The sequence below is a fragment of the Cognatundibacterium rivi genome (assembly GCF_018139565.1).
Taxonomy (GTDB): Bacteria; Pseudomonadota; Gammaproteobacteria; order Burkholderiales; family Burkholderiaceae_D; genus Undibacterium; species Undibacterium rivi.
Map to the genome: position 1 here is coordinate 618,330 of NZ_JAGSPK010000001.1, position 21,757 is coordinate 640,086.

Below are 21,757 nucleotides of genomic sequence, written 5' to 3' on the forward strand. Positions count from 1 at the left end.
TACCTGAAAATTCTGCTTCTGGAGAACGTCATGCAGCAACACTCACCTGAATTGCAAACGGCAACACGCCTGACCCATGCCGGACGCAAAGGAAAAGAGCATCATGGCCCCGTCAACCCGCCCGTGATTCGTGCATCGACGATGTTGTTTCCCGATTGTGCGGCTTTGCAGGAGGCCAATGGCACCCGTCGCTCGTATGCGCGCCATGCAACCGAAACCACGCTGGCGCTGGAACAGGCATTGTGCGCCGCCGAGGGTGCTGCTGCCTGCATGCTGACGTCGTCGGGTTTGTCGGCGATTACAACGACCTTACTGGCTTTGCTGAAGCCGGGCGACCATCTGCTGATGGTCGATACTGCTTACGATCCCACACGCCAGTTCTGCGATGGTTTGCTGAAGCAGATCGGCGTTCACACAACGTATTACGACCCGCTGATTGGCGCAGGAATTGCGGGCTTGATGCAGCCGACCACCAAAGTGGTTTTTGTTGAGTCACCGGGTTCGCTGACATTTGAGGTGCAGGATATTCCGGCGATTGCCGCTGCCGCCCATGCTGCCGGGGCGGTGGTGGTTTCCGACAGCACATGGGCTACACCGATAGGCTGGGATTCCTTTGCGCTGGGAGTGGATGTTTCACTACATGCGGCGACCAAGTATATTGTTGGTCACTCTGACGCATTGATGGGAGCGATTTTGACAAATGAAGCGCTGCATCTGCAGATTCGTAATACGTATAAGCAATTGGGTATGTCTATCGGTGGCGATGATGCTGCGCTGGCATTGCGTGGCCTGCGTACGATGGCGGCACGTCTGGCAGTGCATCGCGAAAGTGCGCAGGTCGTAGCTAAGTGGTTACAGGCGCAGCCTGAAGTGGCCGAGGTTTTATATCCACCGCTGGATGGTGCAGCAGGGCATGCCTTGTGGAAGCGTGATTTTCGTGCCGAATACGCATGTGGATTGATGGGCGCGGTGTTTCACTCGAATGTAACTGAAGCACAGGTCGCGGCATTGATCGACCGTACGCAGTTGTTTGGTATAGGTTTTAGCTGGGGCGGATACGAGAGCCTTATTTTGCCGACCCGTCCGGCCGGATACCGGACGATTAATGCGGAAAAATGGAGTGCGCCGATGATACGTTTGCATATCGGCCTTGAAGCAGTGGAAGATTTAATCAGCGATCTTGATGCCGGATTTTCTGCATTAAGAGAACCAGTTGCTATCGCCAGAGCTGCATGAATTCTTAACGTTGTGAATGCCTGGATTCTGTTAATGACTCTGCTCAGCATTGTCATCAACGTGTCATTCACTCTGTTTAAAATGCCGCCATCCTACTGCTTTACCTCCAAAGGTCAGGATATTCACCCGCAGTTTTTTCTGCGGGTTTTTTTTATGGTGGCGGGCTGGCGGCCTCATCCATATCCAGTGTTTTTACGCCGGCACCATTCAGAAATTCCACGTACATCCAGTCACCTTCGGCATTGCTGACACCGTCCGGTGCGCTTCTCTGGCTCTCCGCTTTACCGGCAAGACTCGCACGCATACTGTCTATCCAGATCGGCAAAGCCAGGGTAGCACCAAACTCTCTGCCACCCAGCGATTTAGGATCGTCGTAGCCCATCCAGGCAACCGCGACGACATTCGCTGCGTAGCCAGCAAACCAGCCATCAACGGCATCGCTGGTCGTCCCTGTTTTACCGGCCAGATCATGGCGTCCTAAGCGCGCGCTGGCTGAGGCACCGGTACCGCTGCGGGTGACTTCACTTAACAGGCTATGCATCACAAAGGCATTCCTGCCATCAATCACACGGGCATCTTCCTGCGCAATCGCAGGTGCTTTATTTTCACTCAGCACCTTGCCTTTGGCGTCAACGACCTTGCTGATCAGCCAAGGCGTGATCTGATAACCACCATTCGCAAATACGGCATATCCGGCTGCCAGTTGTACTGGTGTGACAGCACCAGTGCCGAGCGCCATGGTCAGATCGTCCGGATGCTTTTCTTTATTAAAGCCAAAACGCGGCAACCAGTTATGCGCAGTATCGACCCCGATGGATTTCAGTATGCGTACAGAGACCACGTTTTTCGATTGTGCCAGCGCCGTACGCATGCTGATGGGGCCATCATATTTGCCATCGTCATTGCGTGGGTCCCAGCGCAGCAAGGTGCCGGTTGTGGCGGAGAGTTGCACATCATTGATCAGCGTAGCCGGAGAAAAGCCTTTTTCCAGCGCCGCCGAATAAATGAATGGCTTGATGCTGGAACCAGGCTGACGCCAGGCACTGGTGACATGATTGAATTTTTTACGGTTGAAATCGAAACCACCAACCAGCGCACGATAAGCACCGGTTTCCGCATTCAGGGCAACGTAGGCGCCTTCGACTTCAGGCAACTGGCTGATGCTCCAGCGTTTCTTGGCATCTTGTATTACGCGGATTACCGCGCCCGGAACGATTTTCAGACTGGATTTCGCTTTCGCTTGCAAGGCGTTCTCCGCAAATTTTAAGCCGTCGCCATCAACCACCGCGGTGTCACCGTTGGCCAGTTCCGCCTTGATGACTTTGCTGCTGACTTCGGTCACGACTGCGGCTTGCAATTTATCGCTGGAAGGATGTTTGCGCAGCACCTCATCAATCGCATCGTCACGTTCATCTTCGTCCGCGGGCAGTTGGATAAAGGCTTCGGGACCGCGATAGCCGTGGCGCTGGTCATACGCCATGACGTTATTGCGTACTGCTTCATAAGCAGCTTCCTGATCTGCTTTCAGCAGCGTGGTATAGACTTTGATGCCACTGGTGTAGGCTTGTTCTTTGTATTCATCGACGATTTTCTGGCGCACCATCTCGGCGACATAGTCGGCATGAGTGTCATAAATATGTTTGCCGGTGACGGTGATTCTTTCGTGTAAAGCCTGATCGTATTGCGCTTCGGTGATCACGCCACGATTGAGCATAAGTTTGAGCACAACTTCCTGCCTTTGTTTGGCCTTTTGAAAGTTGCTGACAGGATTATGCCGGACCGGATTTTTCGGTATCCCGACCAGCATTGCTGCTTCTGCCAGACTCAGTTCATTCAGTGATTTATTGAAGTAAGTCCGCGCTGCGCCAGCGAAGCCGTGGGTGCGCTGCCCCAGATAAATCTGATTCATGTACAGCTCCAGAATCTGATCTTTACTGAGCGCGGCTTCGATGCGGGTAGTCAGTAGTAATTCTTTGAGTTTGCGATTCACGGTTTTTTCCTGCGACAGGAAAAAATTTCTGGCGACCTGCATCGTGATGGTCGACGCACCCTGATGAAATCCACCGCGCAGATCAGCCAGAACCGCACGACCAGCACCGATAAAGTCGATACCGCTATGTTCGTAAAAGCGCGCATCCTCGGTAGAGAGCAGTGCCGTTTTCAGTTTTTCGGGAATCTCTTTGATGGGTACAAATTCGCGGTGTTCTTCACCGAACTCACCGATCAGCGCGTTATCGGCAGTATAGATACGCAGCGGTATCTTTGGACGGTAATCGGTCACCGCGTCGAGTGGCGGCAGGTTGGGCGCAAGTACCAGAAACACGTAGGCCAGAACGCCCGCAGCAATGATGCCCAGAGATGCCACGATGGCAGCAATCCATTTCATGTCGGTTTAATCCTCTAAAGTTTGCAGCAGATACAGTTTTTGATAAATGCCCTGATCTATCTGCATTAATTCCTGATGCTGACCTTGCTCAGCGATTTTGCCGTGATTCAGAACGATGATGCTGTCTGCATCTCTGATGGTGGAGAGACGATGCGCAATGGCGATGATCGTGACTTTGCCGCGTAATTCATTCAGCGCAATTTGCACGATCTGTTCGGTTTCGCTATCAATATGGGAAGTCGCCTCATCCAGGAATAGGATGCGTGGCTGACCCGCCAGTGCGCGGGCAATCGCAATCAGTTGTTTTTGCCCTGTGGATAATCTGGCGCCACCTTCGCCCAGTGGCGTGTCATAGCCATGTTCCAGTTGCAGAATAAACTCATGTACGTGTGCTGCTTTCGCTGCGGTGATGATGTCCGCCTCGCTGATGCTGCGCCCCATCGCGATATTTTCACGCGCGCTGGCGGCAAGCAAAAAGGGTTCTTGCGGTACGAGGCCGACGCTGGCACGGAAATGCTCATCTGAGAATGCGGCAATGTCATGCCCATCGATCCTGATGCTGCCGGATTGCGCTGAATAGAAGCGCAGCAGCAAGCTCATCAGCGTCGATTTTCCGCTGCCGGTATGACCGACCACACCAAAAAAACTGCCGGCCGGAACGTGTAAATTCACGTCCTGCAATACCGGATGTCCGGCGTTGTATGCAAAGCTCAGATGCTCGATGTTCACGTCGCCTGACAGCATTTGTGCATCGGTACTGGTATTCGCGGTCTGCTGTTCGTGTAACAAGGTGTTGACCCGCGCAGCTGAGACGACGGCTTGCTGAATTTGCCCGAATTGCAGTGTAATCTGAATCAGCGGATCAACAACACGGGCGATATAGCTGACAAACGCATACAGAATCCCGACTTCGACACCCGAAAAACTGCGTTGCCCAAAGCTGTAAATCACAACCACCAGCAGCACGGAATTGAGTAAATCCAGTGCTGGTCGCAGCAACCACGCGTTTGCGCGCAGTTCATCAAGACGGGCGACGTAATGCAATTGGTTAGTGTTGGCAAAGCGCTGGCCGAAACGTTGTTCGGCATTGCTGGCCTGCAGTGCGCTCATGCCACTGATGCTCTCTGCAACCTGCGCGTTGATGTCGCTGCGTAACTGCCGCGCACGGCTGACGGCGGGGGCGCTCCAGCGCTGATAAAACCAGACAATAATCACTACAGCCGGAATTAAGGTGATGACGATCAGCATCAATCGCCAGTCCAGCCAAGCCATTGCCACCAGTGCGCCGAGTACGACGATGGAGCTGTCCAGCATCACAAACAATACCTGCACATACAGATTTTTGACTGACTCGGTATCGTTGGTGACGCGGCTGACGAGCTGACCGGTAATCGCTTTATCGAAGAAGGCCATAGGCAAACGAAGGACATGTCCATACACCTGTTCGCGTAAGCGCCGCACTGAGCGCATTGCAACGCCTGCAAGCCGGGTCAACTGCATGTAGCGTAACCAGGTTGCACCCCAGCCCGTCAGTACATATGCGATCAGCAAGGCGATCACCGCAGGCCAGTCCATCATGCGCGGCAGCAGATAGCGGTCGATAAACGCTTTACCGATTAAAGGGCCGAGTGCTTCCAATCCGGCGGCAATCAATAAGAAAAATATGCCCCAGACGACATGGTTTTTTTCCGGCTGGGCCGCTTGCACCAATAACTGTACGGCTAATTTTTTTTCAGATTTCGGAGTGGTATTTTCTGTCGTACTCATATCACGCGGCATGTAAGCTTGCCTCCAGTTGCTGATAGCGCCATTGCGATGCGTACCATTGATTGGCGTCCAGCAGTTGTTGATGCGTTCCTTGTTCTGTGATTTTTCCATCCCGCAAAACAAGAATGTGATCAGCGTCGACCACCGCACTGAGGCGGTGACTGATGATGATTGCACTGCGTTCGTTTTGCTTTTGACGTAATTCAGCAAGATGTTGCAGGATGCGGGTTTCGGTATCCGTATCGACGGCAGAAAGCGCATCATCCAGGATCAACAGCGGACTGGATGTCAGCAGTGCACGGGCAATTGCGACGCGCTGGCGCTGGCCGCCGGACAGTGTGACACCACGCTCACCGACGGGGGTATCGTAGCCTTGCGGAAAGCGCAGAATGTCATCATGTACTGCAGCTAAAGTCGCGGCACGGATTACCTGCTCACGACTGGCGTCAGGATTCGACAGCGCAATATTGTCTGCGACCGATGCCGAAAATAAAAAAGGTTCTTGTGCTACCCAGTTGATGGCTGTTCGTAAGCTGTGTAAAGGATATTCTGCGATCGCATGGTCGCCCCACCATACCTGCCCATGCGCAGTTTCTATTTGCCGCAACAATAATTTAATGATGCTGGATTTCCCTGCGCCGGTTGGCCCGACGATACCCAGCGTTTTTCCGGGAGCGATGGACACCGAAATATCGGTCAGCGCATTTCTGCTTTGGCCGGGATACGCAAAACTGATGTGGTCGAAACGTATCGTGCCAGATGGCAGGCTGTTCAGCGTGCCTTTGTCCTGAATCGACAGTTCTTGTGACAAGACCGGTTCCAGTCGGCCCCAAGCCGCTTTGCCGCGCTCCATTAACGATAATACCCAGCCCGCAGCGAACATGGGCCAGATCAGTTGTCCCAGATACATAGTAAAGCTGGTGAGTGCGCCTATAGTCATTTCTCCGTGCCACACCAGATACCCACCGACCGCTAGTGTCAGTGCGCCGGCTGCCGTCAGCGTGATACCGACCGCAGGCTCATAAGCGGCTTCCCAGCTTTGCGCCGACAGGCTGGCGCTGGCTGCGTTTTCAGCGAGTTCGGCAAACTGTGCAGCACTGCGTTGTTCCAGACCTAAAGCGCGCAGAGTACGCACACCGGCGAGGGTTTCCTGTACCTGATCGTTGAGTTTACTGAAGCGTTCCAGCGAATCGCGCGAGGCTTCATGTACCTGATGGGTGATATGCCGGAACGCCCACGCCATCAGGGGAAATGGCAATAATGCCGCCACCGCAAGACGCCAGTCCACGCCAAGTAACATCATGCCGATGACGAGGGCGAATGTCATCGAGCCATCAAAACCTGCCAATGCGGCTTCACCGGCTGCAAGTTCTATCGCATCGGCATCATTGGTGCCGAGTGCCATCAAGTCGCCAGTACGTTGTTGCTGAAAAAAATTCTGTCCCTGCAAACTCAGGCGCTGATATAAACGGGTACGGAGTTCGACGCCAAGCTGATACGAGGCTGTGAACAGCTGCATGCGCCAGCCGACACGCAAAAAATAAATGGCGATGCCCATCAACAGTAGCCAGCCCAGCTCGATCAGCATGCCGTGTTGGTCGAGTTGCCCGCTCACCAGTCCATCAATCACGGCGCCAACGCGACGCGGTATTAATACGGTCATCAGGGCGACGGCGAACAGCATACTGGCTGCTGCACAATAGCGTTGCCAATGACGGCGGATAAATGTTTTCAGTAGTTGGAACAGTGTCATGCAAATTCTGAAGTAGGACTTCTGCAAAACTGCCCCGGCGGCGCGATGACTTCTGGCCGTACTATGCGTACAGTTTTCGTTACCATGCTTTGCCGGGGATGATTTTGCATCAGCCCTGTTAAATAAAAAATCCGTTATCCCACAAACAGGATAACGGATTGTAAACGCATTAAACGGATTGTGATTGGATCACAGGCTGATTCGGTTCTCGTCGTCGAATCAGTATCGTTCCAATTTGTTGCAGTTTGCCGTCATCAGTGAATCGCATTTGCGTCGTTGTCGCGTTTTAACATATTCCACAAGAAGCTGTAGGTAATTGCGCTCATATCGGCTCTTTGTTCATTATTTGCTGCACCACCATGTCCGCCTTCAATGTTTTCGTAGTACCAGACATTTTTATGACCCTGATCCAGCATTTTTGCCGCCATTTTACGGGCATGGCCGGGGTGGACGCGATCATCACGGGTTGAGGTGATGAACAGAACGTTAGGATAGCGAACACCTGCTTTGACGTTGTGATAAGGCGAGTAACGCTGGATGTATACCCATTCTTGCGGTACGTCAGGGTTGCCATATTCGCCCATCCAGGACGCACCCGCCAGCAATTGATTGTAGCGCTGCATATCCAGCAGCGGTACCTGGCTGACAACAGCGTTAAACAGTTCCGGATGCTGAGTCAGTGCAACGCCCGCCAGCAGGCCGCCGTTACTGCCACCCATGGCACCAAGATGACGGGGGCTGGTTATTTTGCTGGTGATCAGGCTGTTTGCCACTGCCGCAAAGTCATCATACGCACGCTGGCGGTTTTCTTTCAGTGCGGCCTGATGCCAGCGCGGGCCGAATTCACCACCGCCACGAATATTCGCAACGACATAAACGCCGCCTTTTTCCAGCCAGGTTTTACCTAAGGCGCCAGAGTAGGACGGTGTCATGGAAATTTGGAAACCACCATAGCCGTACAGCAGGGTTGGATTGTTGCCGTCGTATTTGACGTCTTTTCGTTTGACGACGAAGTAAGGAACTTGCGTGCCATCAGCCGAAGTCGCAAATTGCTGAACTGTTTCGTAAGGAGATGCATCAAAAAATGCGGGCGCTGATTTCAATTGTTCGCGTGTATCGTTGCCGGCATGTGCGAGCAGATAGATGCTTGGTGTCAGATAATCAGAATAACTCAGGAAGTAATCATCATTGCCCTCAACGTCAACGGCACTGATGCCCACGGCGCCCATGGTTGGTAACTGCACCTGGCGGGACGCCCATTTCCCATCTGCAAATTTCCATTCCTGCAAATGGCTTTTAACATTGTTGAGTGACTGTACCAGCAGGTAGTTTTTAGTTGCAGTTAAGCCCGTGAAAGACGTGCTGTCTGTTGGCTCAAACAGCGTAGTGAATTGCCGGTCACCATGTTGAAAGGCCTTAAAATCAATCGCGAGAACGCTGCCACTGGCATAGGTTTTTTCACCGATTTTCCAGGTTTCTCGTGGCGTCACGATCATTTGTGTGCTGAAAAAGGCGACGCCGGATTTTTCAGGGATATCGAGCTTCTGTAACTGGCCGCCTTCAAGTAAAAAATTTTCTGCGGTATAAAAAGTGATCTGACGGTGAACCAGATTGTGTTGAATTCCCCCATGCTGCGTACTTTGTGCGGAGACAGCCATGTCGGCTTTTTTACCCTCCAGAATAGTTTTAGCATCGCTGATCGGCGTGCCTCGCTTCCATAATTTGACGATACGGGCATAGCCTGAATCGGTGAGCGATCCGGCGCCAAAGTCGGTGGCGACAAACAAGCTGTCTTTATCGCGCCAGTCCAGTGACATTTTTGCTTCCGGCAGCGAGAAGCCATCTTTTACAAAAGTTTTTGTGTTCAGATCGAATTCACGCATGGTGACGGCGTCGGCGCCGCCTCGGGAGAGTTCAATCAGGCAACGGTCAAACGCGGGTTCGCGGCAATTACTATTTTTGAATACCCAGTTTTCGTTTTCTGCTGCAGCCAGCGCACCGATGTCGAGCACAGTTTCCCATTTTGGTTGTGCCTTGCGATATTCTTCAAGTGAAGTTTTGCGCCAGATACCGCGCGGGTGTTCAGCGTCGGTCCAGAAGTTATAGACGGCATCGCCCATTTTTCGTATGCCGGGGATGCGGTCTTTCGAATTCAGAATGACTTGCAAATCGCTGCGTAATTGTTTGAAACCAGCGTCGTTATCGAGCTTGTTGCGGGTGATCTGGTTTTGCGCCTTGACCCAATTCAGTGCTTTTTCTCCGGTGACGTCTTCCAGCCATTGTTGAGAATCCGTGGTTTGTGCCGCCGTGATGCTGGTTGCGCCGAGCATACAGAGGGTGGTGAGCAGTGCTAACTGTGGTTTCATTTTTTTTGAGTTCTCCGCGGTGTGATTTTGTTGCTCATTTCGTCGCTTATGTTGTGAGCGATATCGTATTGTTTATTTGCGTTATTGTCGCTATACATCGACAAAAAATTATCTGAGTAGTTCCTTGTACGCATATATTTCTTGCTTCCGATTTCTTGCCTCCGTTATTGCGCTTCGTACGAAAATTGATTTGTTATGTGGAGCTGAATTGACGCTTTTATCCCGGCAGGATGTGCAGATCACAGGGCTTTTCGCGGCACTTTCGCGCATTAAAAATCCCGCTCAACTGCATAGCAGAAGGAGCGGGATTTTTTCTCACTCGTTACGAATGAGCGACGGCTTTGTACTTCCGTTTATTGGTAATTTGCAACCAGCGTTGTGCTGCTGACTGCAGCGTATGCGCTGACCAGAACGTAGTATGTTGCCGCTGACGGCGATGCAATAGTCACGGTTTCGGTATTGGTGGAACCGGACGATTTTGCTGTGTACGATGTCGTTGTCGGTGCTGTCGATGCTTTGACATATATATCACCGTCGCCTGTACCACCAGACAATTTGAATGTCAGATTGGTCGCGCCAGCAGGAACAACGATGGAATACAGTTTCGTTGCGCCTTTCGCCAGTGTGATGCCGCTGACAGTCACGCCTTTTGTCAGCGGGGTGGCTGTTGGTGTTGTTGTGGTGCAGCTGACACCAACGCTGGCGAACGCCGCGGTCACATCGGCAGCCGCATAGCCACGGTTGGTCGCTGCTTTTTCAACACCGCAGGCGCCTTGGTTAAATGTGCTGCTGGCCGTCCAGTAGAGACGGTTCGCATCCGCCATGACTTCAAATGCTTTGCGTGTATTCCAGCCCGCTGTTGTCGCCAGCAGGTAGAAAGCTTTGTTGTACACGCCACTCGAATAGTGAACATCGAGACTGCTGGTGTAGTTGCTCGCATTCGCAATGGAGCCGCCATCCAGCGGCGGATTGTACATATAGCGTAACGCACCTGTGGCTTTGAAAATATCGGTACCGACTTTGAAATCATTCGTCCCTTTGACATAATACTCAACTGCTTCACCAGCCATATCGGAGAATGCCTCGTTCATACCGCCCGACATCCCCGAATACACCAGACCGGAGTTTTGTTCAGTGAAGCCATGGCTCACTTCATGCCCGGTTACATCCAGCGCTGTCAACGGATAGAAAGTGGATGCGCCATCGCCGAAATTCATCGAGCTGCCATCCCAGAACGCATTTTCGTAGCTGGAGCCATAATGCACTTTCATGACCAGCTTCTGACTGATAGGGCGTACGCCGAGATAGGTCTGGTACATGTTGAATACCTGGTTACCGAAGTAATGTGCATCATTCATCGGTGAGTAACCACCGTTGATGGTTTTGACGGTATTTCTCGGGCAGGTAAAGGAATGCAAAGTACCTGAACCTGAGGTTGCACTGTTCATGTTGTAGGTGGCAACATTCGTGCTGTTGAGCGTACAAGTAGAGCCGCTGACAGTCACATCGAGAAAGCCGTATCCGGCTGTCGTACCATATTCGTACTGACCAGTTTTCGCATTGCCGCCAGGCCCAGTGCCTGTCGTTGCGTGTGTCAGACCTTCCCATTTCTCGACAACGACACCGGTATTGGCATCAATGATGAAATGTGGGCGGCTGGGTTTTGCCGGATTTGTCGTATCAAGAAATGACACCAGATAGACCAGTTTGCCGACGTTATTCTCATCCAGTTTTACAAATAGTTTTGCTTGTTCATTTTCGCTACTGGATGCGCGGGCCTGGGTTTTTGCCAGAGTAATTGCCTGCGTTGTTGAATAGAACGGCTTTGCATTTGGCACATCTTTGGCCAGATTGCTGATCAGATAGCCTGACAGGGCAGATTGCGCTGCGCCAGCATTGGTGTGCTCAACAATTGCCTCACCCCAGACTGGTACGCCTTGGTGAAATTGTTGGAAGCGCGTTACTACGCGACCGTTAGCATAAGTCTGGCTGCGTGCGGCTTGCAGTTCACTCGTTGTTAAACCCAAAGTGCTGTGGATGCTGGGGGCTCCAGAGCTCGCTTTACCTGTGACAGTGGATGATCTGCTCGCCGCAGATTGAGCTGTCGCCGAAGGTGTCAATTGCTCCAAATTGATTTTGTCTGCTGCTGAGGCGCTCCATGCACAGGCGAGCAACGCTGCCATCATGGTTGGCCGGAATACTAAGCTGGTATTGGAAGTACGTGTCATTTTTGTTTATCCCTAAATTGTTGTTGATGTTATTGAACCTGCTGCCTGAGGCAACTGGCTAAGAGTGGAACTTAAACAAACCAGATCAAAGCGGGAAAGCCTGAAGCAAATGGCTTATCGCCCAGCGAAAACACTGCGATACATGCGAACTACCCGACAAGCGATTGACCGGATAGCGATAAATAGTTAATCAGATAATTTATGAAGGGAAAATGACAGTGTTGCGTATTTTTAATTACTTAAAAAAGTAAATTTTTTACTAACAGAAGAAAATTTCTTTTCAATTAGTAAATATCGAACTTGCTTCATCGAAACACGGGATGTACGAAGCAAACAGGGATATTGCATAACAAATAGTTAAAAATATTTTTACTAATTATTATGTAATAAGTAATGGAGGATGATAGATGGGCTTGACAGCAAAACTATTGTGATTAAATAACTTATTCTGAAGACGGGTGTATTGATTCGGATCAGTCAGAGCTAAGATTCGCTATATCAAAAAAAATTCCCTTTATTTAGAAAAATAATCAATTTATTTTTCTGCATCGAGTTAAGTGGCTACAACTGTTTTTTTGTGATGAATGTGGCTTTATCTGAATACTTGATTTGGCACGTGGAAATGCCGGCTTTCTATTTCCAAAAATATTTTTTGAAAATACTTTTACTTAAGGGGTGCGCGCAGTACGCACTGGCGCCGCAATATTCTGGCGTATCCATTTTTGCATGTCTTGCCAGATACGTTGTACTTCAGCTTCCGGCGGCATCTGCGTTGCGTTGGGTAACTCTATGGTGACAACTGGAATATCTTTGTGCAGTCCGCTGTAATTACCCAGTGAGCCGGGATAAACACCGACACGGTTATAGACCAGTCTGCCAAAGCGATTCGGCGGCTTGCTCGGCCCATCAAAATCCAGCACACCAAATGGCGCATGAACGGAGATGATCACATCCGGTTTATATTTTTCTATGGTGTCATATACCCAGCGACTTTCCGGTTCTGAAATTGGTGCTTTACCGGGATAGCGACGCGGATCTTTTCTTGTCACACGAGCCCAGTAGGCGGGCGCTTCTTTTTCCCATTCCGGCGTGGGGAAGTTGCGGTTCAGGTCAATGCCACGGGCGTTGACCCGACGCGGTTTCGCCGCGAGCAAGCCATCAGGATTCACGACCGGCGCGATTTTCCAATGAAACTCGGTCACGTCATTTTTCTGGATATTTTCCAGCCACTTGAAGACGATGGCCGATGCCGTTTGCTCGTCACCATGAATACCGCCGAGCAATAAGACTTTGATTGCGTTTGGATGTTTAGCATCTGCACGCCAGTCACGTGACAGCAGAGGAAAACCATTCAGTGAATTTGTACCTGCGGGTATCAACTTACTTTTGAGGCAATCGTTGACATTGATTCCCGGTAATTTGAGTGCAAGCGGAGTGCACCAATCCGTGATGGTTTTTATCTTCGTAAGGGGGACGGCAAATACAGAGGGGGTTGATACGGCAGATATCAGCATAGTGCAGGCCAGCGCTGCTTTTTTGCAGGACGATGCAATGACTTTCCTACTCAATAAAAACCACTGCATCGTTACTTCAACTCCCGCTACAAAAATTACAAACCTGCTGCTGCCCGCAAGATCGCTGCTTTATCTGTGCGTTCCCACGTGAACTCCGGCTCTTCACGGCCAAAGTGACCGTACGCCGCAGTTTTTGAATAAATCGGACGCAGCAAATCCAGCATCTGGATAATCCCTTTTGGACGCAGATCAAAATATTCATTAACCAGTGCGGCGATCTGCGCGTCAGGAATCACGCCTGTGCCTTCGGTATAAACCGTGACATTCATAGGCCGTGCCACACCGATCGCATATGCCACCTGAATCTGGCATTGCTTAGCCAGACCTGCTGCCACGATATTTTTCGCAACATAACGTGCAGCGTAAGCAGCAGAACGATCCACTTTTGTTGGATCTTTACCGGAGAATGCACCACCACCGTGAGGGCAGGCACCACCGTAAGTATCAACAATAATTTTACGACCAGTCAGACCGCAATCGCCTTGCGGGCCGCCGATAACAAAGCGACCGGTAGGATTGATCAGGTATTTGGTATCCTGCAGCCATTCTTTTGGCAGCACGGGTTTGATAATTTCTTCAATCACCGCGTCGATGAACGACTGCTTCATCTTGGTTGGTGTTTCGCTTTGATCAGGGCTGTGCTGGGTCGATAATACGACGGTGTCTATGCTGTGTGGCTTGCCATCAACATAACGCATGGTGACCTGGGATTTCGCATCCGGACGCAGGAACGGCAGACGGCCGTCTTTACGTAACTGAGCCTGACGTTCCACCAGACGATGGGCATAATAAATTGGTGCTGGCATCAGCTCAGGTGTTTCGTCACAAGCGTAACCGAACATCAGACCCTGATCACCTGCACCGATGTTCAGATAATCATCGCTCGCGCGATCCACACCTTGTGCAATGTCATTACTTTGCTTGTCGTAGGCGACCAGGACGGCACAACCTTTGTAGTCGATACCATATTCAGTATTGTCATAGCCAATACGTTTGATCGTATCGCGTGCCACCTGAATGTAGTCGATGTTGGCTTGCGTCGTAATTTCACCGGCAAGAACAACTAAACCAGTGTTGGTCAGCGTTTCAGCAGCAACACGTGAGTAAGGATCTTGCTCGAAAATTGCGTCGAGAATTGCATCGGAGATTTGATCCGCGACTTTATCGGGATGTCCTTCAGAAACGGATTCTGAGGTAAAAAGAAAATCATTTGCCATCGCAGGCTCCTGTAAAAATGACCGTAAAAAATTGTGCCGCAGTCGAAAAGAGATCCTGCGACGCTTTAGCGAATTTTATAAACCGCCTCGCAAGTTGTCTGTTAACTCGGCGGTAGCTTGCTGTCAGAACCTCAACAGCTAGCCAATGTGTGATATTTTACGCTCTCTATTCGATTTCTGTCGAATACTCCTCTTTTTTTTACCTATTCTTGAGCAGCGTCATGCTTGTCATTCTATTCCGATTTCTGTCGATTTTTCCGCTCTCTGTACTGCATCTGATTGGCGCGGTATTAGGACGTATTGTGTATTTGTTGTCAGGCTCTTATCGTCGGCGTTTGCGGGAAAATCTCGAACGTGCCGGATTTGCCGCACATTTAAGCGATGCGGTCAAAGAGGCAGGAAAAAATATACTCGAGTTGCCATTTATCTGGTGCGCGAAACCGGATCGCGTTTTACGTACCGCCAGTCTGGAAAACTGGGACTTAGTGCAACAGGCGCTGGATGCCAAAAAAGGCGTGATTTTTCTGACGCCGCATTTAGGTTGCTTCGAAATTGTGGCGCAGTCGATTGCAGTACGTACGCGTTTGACCGTGATGTATAGACCACCCCGCAAAGATGCACTGAAACCTTTGATCGAAGGCGCGCGTGCGCGGGAAAATCTGTTGCTGGCTCCGGCGAATTTGTCTGGTGTGCGCATTATGGCGAAGGCGCTGAAGAAAGGTGAGGCGATTGGTTTGTTGCCAGATCAGGTGCCGCAGGAAGGTGAAGGTGTCTGGGCAAAATTTTTCGGTAAGCCAGCGTACACGATGACCTTGTCTGCCAAGTTACACAGCATGAACGGTGCGCCGATTATTCTGACTTACGCTGAGCGTTTACCGCATGGCCGCGGCTACGTTGTACGTTTTGCTGCGTTTGAGGAAGAGTTGGGCAGCGATCCTGTGCAACAGGCGGAAGCGATTAATCGCGGTATGGAAAAATTGATTGCACGTTCACCAGCGCAGTATTTCTGGAGTTATAACCGCTACAAAAAACCGGATGGCGTCAGTGGTCCCGATACTGAAGTGATAGAGGGACAGGCATGAGGGCGGTGCTGCTGTTGATGTGGTTGTTGCATTGGTTGCCTTTGCCAGTTTTGGGGCGTCTGGGCGAGGGCGTCGGTAGCATATTGTTTTTCCTGATACGCAAACGCCGGCATATTACGCTGACCAATTTACGACTCTGTTTGCCGCATCTGAGTGAGGCAGAAAGAACGCGTATCGCCCGCCAGCATTTTCAGATGTACGCACGCAGTGTGCTGGAACGCGGCATTCTCTGGTGGGCATCTGAACGTCGTCTGAAGCGCCTGATTCAGATTGAACCAGCCGTTCCATTGGATGTTATTCAACAGGGCCTGACGATACTGATGTGCCCGCATTTTGTTTGTCTGGATGTTGCGGGTGTTGCAGTGATGCTGGAGTCATCATTGTGCTCAATATATACAGAGCAGCGCAACAAGGTATTTGATCATGCTCTGCGTCAGGGACGCTCCCGGTTTCGTCCGGTGAAGTTATTTTCACGCGCTGATGGCGTGAAGCCGATTATCCGGGCGATGCATGAAGGTCTGCCGTATTTCATGTTGCCAGATATGGATTTCGGCGCAAAAAATGCAGAGTTCGTTCCATTCTTTGGCGTACCTGCCGCAACGCTGACGGCATTGCCACGGCTTGCCGCATCGACCGGTGCAAAAGTGGTGCCGGTGATTGCAACGATGCTGCCTGAATATCGGGGATGGAAAGTGACGTTTCATCCACCGTGGGAGAACTATCCCGGTGCAAATATCACTGCAGCTACCCGTCAGATGAATGCTTTCATTGAACAGGAAATCTTGAAAACACCGGCGGAATATTTCTGGGCACACAAACGTTTTAAGACACGGCCGGAAGGTGAAGCAGGCGTGTATTGATGTGTTTTCTTATAGATTTCCTATGCTGATACAAATTTGGAAAAAAACGGGTTGGCGCGTGCTGATTTGCCTGGCGCTAATATGTTGTGCGCCGGCCAAGGCGGAGCAGACGTTTGAACTACACCGCGAGCAAAATACGATATTTTTTAAAGGCGAAATTGGAAATGCGTCTGCGCGGGCTTTGATAGAACAAATTCATAGTGGTATCTCATTAATTGTTATCAGCTCTGAGGGCGGAAGCGTCAAAGATGCACTGGAAGTAGCCAGTGCAATTCGTAATCATCAGGTTACGTTACAGGTGCAGGATTATTGTTTATCTAGCTGTGCCAATTATCTGTTTGTAGCAGCAGCGCAGAAAAAGCTCATGCCGGGGGCTGTGCTTGGTTTTCATGGCGGTGCACCAGATCCTGCGGAAAACCAGCATCAGGCTGAGAGCGCGAAGAAAGGGCAGTTAGGATCTGAAATAGATAAGCTGGCAAATGATCAAGAGTTATTTTACCGATCAGTTGGTTTTGACCCGAGGTTGATACATATATCCGCTTTATTGACTATTGCGACTAGCTCACTCATTTATGAGTTAGAGTTTGATGATGATAAGCAAGTGCACACATTTTCCAGCAAGGATGAATTAGCACGCTTTCTTAAGAAATCAATGACGAATAGAAAATTTCATCTCAAAGTTGTTCGACCTACGTCAAAAGTTTATTTTCCCAACGAGAGCATGCTGACGAAATATGGTGTTAAGGGCATCACAGATTATCCTTATCCGGCAGATCAGGCTGCGCTTGATGCGTTGGGTGAAGCACTGGGAATCGAGCTGATTGGTGATTTTGTTAAGTAAGAAACAGTCTGATTGACAATCGCTTTAGCCTGACTTTACAATCGCGGCACAGGTGCCAAGGGGCGCCTGCCCGCACAAGAGGCTCTCACCCTTTATCTTTGCAGCCACAGTATTAATGTCGTTACTGACGATGCTGTTGCTGCCATCTTTTGATGTGATAAGCGAAATTCGTTTGACGTAGCGGGTCGTCAGATAACGAATCGGAGCTCATCATGTTGACCTTGTATATTTCTGCACTATTTTCTTTTATTGTCTGCCTTACTCAAGGAGCGCGGACATGAATGCTTTAATCAACGAACTCAAAACCCGCGCCCGTCTGTGGTTAACACTGCTGCAAAGTGACAATGTTAATGCTCGCAAGCGTGCGCAGGTTCTTTGTCGTCAGCAGCGCTGGGATATTCCTGACGGCTGGCAACTGCGCCATTGTTTTAATCTGGCCGCGGCGGATATTGGCTTTTCTCATTGGGAGCATGCTCGCCACGTGCTATCTGGTCAGGTGCAAGCGGGTGACGATATGGGGGATTTCTGGCATGGCCCGGAAGTCGCTGGTTTGAGTAACCTCTGGTATGCCACTTACGCCGATGCAGAGATGCAACTGCAGGTCGACCCGCATCTCTGTTTGCTTCCTTACCGGCGGCAGTTTTTGCTGGTCAGCACGCATTATCTGGAAGCGCTGCAACTGAATCTGGATGCGGGATTGTGGCATGGTCTGCAAAGAAACCTGATGCTGACGTATGCCAGCCCTGCATGGCAAGCGCTGGCATTACAACGTTTACAAAGCAGTCGTGTTGACCGCTTTGCGCAATAGTGGAGTTGAACGTACACAGTGCTAGCAGGTGTTGAAAAATTTTATCTAGGTTTGAAAACTGGAAAATATTCAGCTATCCACATAAAAAACGCCGGGGAATTACTCTCCGGCGTTCGTGCTTCGCAGGCTTTGTAAAGACAAAGGATTTACACTAAAAGTTCTTTTTCGTCAGGCAACAAGGTATTGGCAGGTAACGCCTGACCTTGTTTCAGTTGTTCATAGTACGGTGCAAAATCTGCCGCAGTACCATCAAATAATTCCTGGAAGCTGTTAATGACAAAGTAGGTTTCCTGATACGTATCGATTTTATATAAGGTATTCAGACACCGTTGTATGTTCAGATGTATATGCCGCGAACTCGTGCCCGGCGTCAGGCAATATTCGACTTCACCACCGGAAGATAAAATACCTGCACCGTAAATACGTAAACCTTGCGGTGTGTTGATCAGGCCAAATTCGACGGTGTACCAATACAGACGCGCCAGTTGTTCAAGGCCACCTAACTTCATCGCTTTTAAGCCACCTTTGCCATACAACTGCATGTAGTCGGCAAATACCGGGTTGAACAACATGGGCACATGTCCGAAAAAATCATGAAACACATCGGGTTCAACGATGTAGTTGAATTCTTCGGGTTTGCGTAGCCAGACAGTGACCGGAAAGCGGCGATTGGCGAGGTGTTCAAAGAAGGTCAGCTCAGGAATCAGGCCAGGAACTGCGACGATAGTCCAGCCAGTTGCTGCAAACAATTCACGCGATGTTTTTTCAAATTCAGGAATACCATCGGCTGCATTCATTTTATGTAAGGCATCAATAAATTCGTCACATGCGCGCCCCGGTAACAGCGACATCTGCCGTTGATATAAAGCGCGCCAGAGATCGTGTTCTGCCTCGGTATAAGCGTGCCAATTTTGTTTGACGACGTAGTGCGAATCCGCATGTTCATAGTCACCGCGCAGCGCTGCTCCGTGAGATTTTTCAGCCACGGTTGCCAGAAATTCTTCATTACTGACGGTTATATTGTTTGTGTCGATGTTGTCCATAGCTTGTCTCTCTTTGACAAAAGGCTGACCAGAAACCGGTCAGCCTTTTGAGGTCATTCACATCACATCCGTACAGAAACTTTATGCTGTCGCTTTGTCGTCTTTCAGTACGCCGCGACGAATCTGATCGAGCTCGATGGATTCAAACAATGCGCGGAAGTTACCTTCGCCAAAGCCCTGATCGCCTTTGCGTTGAATGATTTCAAAGAAAATAGGGCCGATCACCGTTGTCGTGAAAATTTGCAGCAATAATTCACGCGATGTTTCCGTGCTCTTGCCGTCGATCAGAATCCGCAGCTTGCGCAAGGCTTCCAGATTTTCGCCGTGGCCGGGCAGGCGGCGATCAATCAGATCGTAGTAAGTTTCTATCGTGTCCTGGAACGCAACACCACTTGCTTTCATGCCACTGACGGTTGCATACACATCGTCTGTGCCCATGGCAATATGTTGCACGCCTTCGCCCTGATACAGATCGAGATATTCGGCAATCTGCGATTTGTCATCCGACGATTCATTGATAGGAATACGAATTTTTCCGCATGGCGATGTCATCGCTTTTGACTTGAGACCTGTGTGTTTACCAGCGATATCGAAGTAACGGATTTCGCGGAAATTAAACAGCGTTTCATAGAAATCTGCCCATTCTTTCATGCGGCCGCGATGCACGTTGTGGGTCAGGTGATCGATGTAGGTGAGCCCGAGTCCTACTGGATTGGATTCGACGCCGGGAATCGCGACGAAGTCGGCATCATAGATGCTGATATTACCGATCGCGCCGGGTTGCGCGCCATCTTTACCGTGCCAGCGATCTACGAAGTAAATCAGTGAATCGCCGATGCCCTTGATCGCTGGAATGTTTAATTCCATCGGGCCGGTTTTGTTATCAAAGCCCCAGGCACCTAATTCCAGCGCGCGTTTGTAGGCGGCATTTGCATCTTTGACGCGGAACGCGAAAGCGCATACCGACGGACCATGCTTGCGCGCAAATTTTTGAGCAAAAGAGTCTTTTTCAGCGTTGATGATGAAATTCACATCGCCCTGGCGGAACAGCGTGACATCTTTGGTGCGGTGTCTGGCGATGGCGGTAAAGCCCATGGTGACAAATAATTCGCCGAGTGCTTTTGGGTCTGGTGCAGCGTATTCGATGAACTCAAAACCGTCTGTCCCCATAGGGTTTTCCCAAGTCTGGAAAGTCATGCGTGTCTCCTGTATTAATTCGTCCGGGTCTGCATCGGCACGTCGTTATGCGTGTTTTGATGTAGATCAAACGAGCAGTATAGTCTGGCAAATGCGCCATTAAATTTCAAAATAACCTAAGGTATTTCTTATTTGAGCAATAATATGTCTTATTTATTTTAAATATTGGCAAATAATGGCTGAAATTCCTCTCGATAAAATTGACCGTAAAATTCTGGCGATCTTGCAGGCCGATGGGCGGCTGACGAATCAGGAAGTCGCGGAGCGCGTGAATCTGTCACCTTCGCCTTGTCTGCGTCGCATTAAACGACTGGAAGAGAGTGGCGTGATCCGCAAGTATGTGGCTTTGCTTGAGCCCGCCAAGATCGGACTGGGTTTGCTCGCGTACGTGAATGTACGCCTGGAAAAACACAATGATTTACCCGGCAAGAGTGGCTCACGTTCGCCACGGGACGATTTTTCTGCATCGGTAGGGCAATGGCCAGAAGTGGTGGCGTGTTACGCGATGACGGGGGAAATGGACTATTTGTTGCGCGTGCATGTCGAAGACATGAATCATTTTTCGCGCTTCATGATGGAAACCTTATTGCGTCATCCGTCGGTGCTGGATGTGAAATCCAGCTTTGCATTGCAGCAGATCAAAGAGACGACGGCCATGCCAGTGTCAGGCACGGCTTGACGGCAAATCAGCGAGTGTCTGATTCGCCGGGGGGATTATTTTTTTTCAGGGTGGTTACCCATACCCGGTAAGTGTCTGAGCCATTTGACGGCGGCACGGGTATTCGCTTTGATCGAGTAATCAATGGCGGCGACTTGTTCCTGCACCGCTTCTTTCAGCACGCTGACTGCATCGGCTGGTAATAATTTCAGATAGGCATCGGCCTCGCCGTATTCGCGCTGGATTTCCATGCCGGCTTTCTTGGCGATATGGATCATCGTCTGATTTGACGACAGACAATGCATGTACAAGGTATCCACATCGGCATTGCGACAATGAATCGCGCCGCGTTCAAACAGCTTGGCACCAACACCTTTACCACGTGCTGATTTGGTTACCGAAACCCCAAATTCAGCAACCGTATCTTTATCGGTGGCTTCATCTTTTTCACTGCGTGGTGCAAACGCCAGATGGCCGACGCCGACCAGCCGGAAGTTACGACTCAGCACGCCGAATACCTTGTCCCGGGAAAAGTCCAGGCCATTGACATATTTCTCTATCATGGGATCCGGCAGGTAGGTGCCAAAACGCAGTAAACGATCACTTTCTTCCAATGCCAGAAAATGTTTGAGTATGCGGTGCCGGTCTTTTTCAGACAATTCTTTGACGTAGACAGCAGGCTTGTTGCTGCCGGAATGTTCATTGAAATTAATGGGGAAAATATCGGTAGGATTCATGACA

Annotated in this window: 16 protein-coding genes; 6 read left to right on the forward strand and 10 right to left on the reverse strand. The window is 50.3% G+C overall.

All coding sequences use genetic code 11. The features are described 5' to 3' along the window. The first annotated feature begins 30 nt into the window (after positions 1-30). Entirely contained in the window at positions 31-1,236 is a 1,206-nt protein-coding gene (gene metC / locus KDM87_RS02820) for a cystathionine beta-lyase (protein WP_212677646.1), read from the forward strand. 151 nt (positions 1,237-1,387) lie between these two features. On the opposite strand, the gene KDM87_RS02825 is transcribed toward metC, so the two are convergent. From KDM87_RS02825 to metK, 7 genes are all read right to left on the reverse strand, one after another. Then, a complete protein-coding gene (locus tag KDM87_RS02825) occupies positions 1,388-3,622 on the reverse strand; it encodes a penicillin-binding protein 1A (RefSeq protein ID WP_212677647.1) in 2,235 nt (744 codons plus the stop codon). A 6-nt stretch (positions 3,623-3,628) separates the two neighbouring features. Further along, positions 3,629-5,389 carry an ABC transporter ATP-binding protein gene (locus KDM87_RS02830; RefSeq protein WP_230407549.1) on the reverse strand — a complete coding sequence of 587 codons (1,761 nt, stop codon included), beginning with the start codon at positions 5,387-5,389 and terminating at the stop codon, positions 3,629-3,631. Between the two features lies 1 nt (position 5,390). After that, complete coding sequence (locus KDM87_RS02835; RefSeq protein WP_212677648.1) at positions 5,391-7,142, reverse strand: ABC transporter ATP-binding protein; 1,752 nt, start codon at positions 7,140-7,142, stop codon at positions 5,391-5,393. Positions 7,143-7,396: 254 nt separating this feature from the next. Further along, positions 7,397-9,508 carry a prolyl oligopeptidase family serine peptidase gene (locus KDM87_RS02840; protein WP_230407550.1) on the reverse strand — a complete coding sequence of 704 codons (2,112 nt, stop codon included), beginning with the start codon at positions 9,506-9,508 and terminating at the stop codon, positions 7,397-7,399. A 353-nt stretch (positions 9,509-9,861) separates the two neighbouring features. Then, entirely contained in the window at positions 9,862-11,736 is a 1,875-nt protein-coding gene (locus KDM87_RS02845) for a M4 family metallopeptidase (RefSeq protein ID WP_230407551.1), read from the reverse strand. 668 nt (positions 11,737-12,404) lie between these two features. After that, complete coding sequence (locus KDM87_RS02850; RefSeq protein WP_212677649.1) at positions 12,405-13,250, reverse strand: M14 family zinc carboxypeptidase; 846 nt, start codon at positions 13,248-13,250, stop codon at positions 12,405-12,407. Positions 13,251-13,345: 95 nt separating this feature from the next. Further along, positions 13,346-14,527, reverse strand: coding sequence for a methionine adenosyltransferase (gene metK, locus KDM87_RS02855; RefSeq protein WP_212677650.1), 1,182 nt, complete (start codon positions 14,525-14,527; stop codon positions 13,346-13,348). A gap of 221 nt (positions 14,528-14,748) precedes the next feature. Here metK and KDM87_RS02860 point away from each other — a divergent pair, with 221 nt between their 5' ends. The 4 genes from KDM87_RS02860 to KDM87_RS02875 all read left to right on the forward strand — a co-directional run bounded on the left by KDM87_RS02860 (position 14,749) and on the right by KDM87_RS02875 (position 18,118). Further along, complete coding sequence (locus KDM87_RS02860; RefSeq protein WP_212677651.1) at positions 14,749-15,609, forward strand: lysophospholipid acyltransferase family protein; 861 nt, start codon at positions 14,749-14,751, stop codon at positions 15,607-15,609. Then, positions 15,606-16,469, forward strand: a complete 864-nt coding sequence (locus tag KDM87_RS02865; RefSeq protein WP_212677652.1) for an LpxL/LpxP family acyltransferase — start codon at positions 15,606-15,608, stop codon at positions 16,467-16,469. Before KDM87_RS02860 ends, KDM87_RS02865 begins: the two co-directional genes overlap by 4 nt. Before the next feature lie 22 nt (positions 16,470-16,491). Continuing rightward, the gene (locus KDM87_RS02870; protein WP_212677653.1) at positions 16,492-17,310 is read left to right on the forward strand and encodes a hypothetical protein; all 819 of its coding nucleotides are present in this window, start codon (positions 16,492-16,494) and stop codon (positions 17,308-17,310) included. 277 nt (positions 17,311-17,587) lie between these two features. Further along, positions 17,588-18,118 (forward strand): hypothetical protein, encoded by a 531-nt coding sequence (locus tag KDM87_RS02875; RefSeq protein ID WP_212677654.1) that lies wholly within the window; start codon positions 17,588-17,590, stop codon positions 18,116-18,118. 146 nt (positions 18,119-18,264) lie between these two features. Here the strand turns inward: KDM87_RS02875 and phhA are convergent, their stop codons facing one another. Further along, positions 18,265-19,161, reverse strand: coding sequence for a phenylalanine 4-monooxygenase (gene phhA / locus KDM87_RS02880; RefSeq protein ID WP_212677655.1), 897 nt, complete (start codon positions 19,159-19,161; stop codon positions 18,265-18,267). An 81-nt stretch (positions 19,162-19,242) separates the two neighbouring features. Beyond that, the gene (hppD, locus tag KDM87_RS02885; protein WP_212677656.1) at positions 19,243-20,358 is read right to left on the reverse strand and encodes a 4-hydroxyphenylpyruvate dioxygenase; all 1,116 of its coding nucleotides are present in this window, start codon (positions 20,356-20,358) and stop codon (positions 19,243-19,245) included. 175 nt (positions 20,359-20,533) lie between these two features. Between hppD and KDM87_RS02890 the strand changes: the two genes are divergently transcribed. After that, complete coding sequence (locus KDM87_RS02890; protein WP_212677657.1) at positions 20,534-21,037, forward strand: Lrp/AsnC family transcriptional regulator; 504 nt, start codon at positions 20,534-20,536, stop codon at positions 21,035-21,037. A 35-nt stretch (positions 21,038-21,072) separates the two neighbouring features. Here KDM87_RS02890 and KDM87_RS02895 read toward each other — a convergent pair whose 3' ends face one another. Beyond that, on the reverse strand, positions 21,073-21,753 hold the full coding sequence (locus KDM87_RS02895) for a GNAT family N-acetyltransferase (protein WP_212677658.1): 681 nt from the start codon (positions 21,751-21,753) through the stop codon (positions 21,073-21,075). Positions 21,754-21,757: the final 4 nt, after the last annotated feature.